This window comes from Paraburkholderia sediminicola, assembly GCF_046026895.1.
Taxonomy (GTDB): Bacteria; Pseudomonadota; Gammaproteobacteria; order Burkholderiales; family Burkholderiaceae; genus Paraburkholderia; species Paraburkholderia sediminicola_C.
Genome location: NZ_JAQQEU010000231.1, coordinates 1 through 1,152 on the forward strand (window position 1 = coordinate 1; position 1,152 = coordinate 1,152).

A 1,152-nucleotide genomic window follows, 5' to 3' on the forward strand; every position below is an offset into this window, starting at 1 on the left:
ATCGGTGACGATTTCGCGAGGCGTCGGGCATGAACGGATCGCACACCTGAAGAAGCATTTGGTTGCGGCTTTGTCGCGCCGCATTTGTTGCAGGATGTCGAGTCCGGCGCCATGCTCGTCGACCACACGCCACAGCAGGCACGGTTCGCCACGCAGCGTGACGAACATCCCGTCGGGGTCCCACGTACTACCTGGCTGGCGTCGCGCCGCTTTTACCCGGTGAGCAAAGCCTTCACCAAACTTGTCGCATCAGCATCGGATCGTCTGGTACGTCATAGTCACACCGCGCTCGAAGAGGACCGCCGCCGGGAACCGATGACCGTGGTAAAGCGATTTTGCTTTCTTCGTCACGCCCTCTTACGTGACCGGCCGAACAACCTGACAAGCGCCGCCATGTACAGCCTCCGCTCACCTGTGAAACGCGGCTGAACCTCGCCCGGGTCGAACGGAATAAGCGCTTCGACAAACGCATCCAGGTCGCCGACTCCAGCCGCGACGGCTTGTAGTGACAGACCAGAGGACTGATAGTGCGGCTTGCTTTATCTGTAAATGCCTCTATTTTTAATAGACCATCTGCCGGACGGGGCGATGGCTCTGAGTAACCCCAGTTGATTGAGGAACGCCCATGCGTCTTCTCGGCAACTGCGCTCTTTTCTACTCCTGAGTAACGTGATGCGACTCCGACAGGAGATCATCAAATGGAAGTCAAGTCGATCGTCGCGTATCAAGGCCCCAACATTCACGCCCATTTCCCGGTCATCCGATATACCGTCGATCTGGGCGTGCTGGAGGAATGGCCGACCGGGCGGCTAGGCCAGCGATTCATAGACAGTTTGCTCGGCTGTCTGCCGGGCCTCGCACAGCATGGCTGCTCGTATCAGTCCCCAGGCGGACTCGTGCGGCGCATGACCGAAGGCGATGGCACGTGGCTTGGCCATGTCATGGAGCATGCAGCCATTGAACTGCAGAAGATGGCGGGTTCGGATGTCAGCTTCGGCAAGACGCGAGCTGCGGGTCCGCATGGCCACTACGATGTCATCTACGAATACCATAATGAAGCCGTCGGCCGGCAGGCCGGAGATCTGGCATTGGCGCTGATCGGGCAGCTCTTGCCTGCCGAGTTGAAACCGCAGACGGATACCGAGACGCAGT

1 protein-coding gene and 1 pseudogene are annotated in these 1,152 nt (G+C 59.1%); one reads left to right on the forward strand and one right to left on the reverse strand.

Going from position 1 to position 1,152, the window contains the following annotated elements; genetic code table 11:
• Positions 1 to 351: pseudogene (locus PQR02_RS40460) on the reverse strand (DDE-type integrase/transposase/recombinase); the annotation flags it as partial.
• A 347-nt stretch (positions 352 to 698) separates the two neighbouring features.
• Between PQR02_RS40460 and PQR02_RS40465 the strand changes: the two are divergent.
• On the forward strand, positions 699 to 1,152 hold a 454-nt coding region (locus tag PQR02_RS40465), incomplete at its 3' end, for a cyanophycin synthetase family protein (protein WP_408243392.1).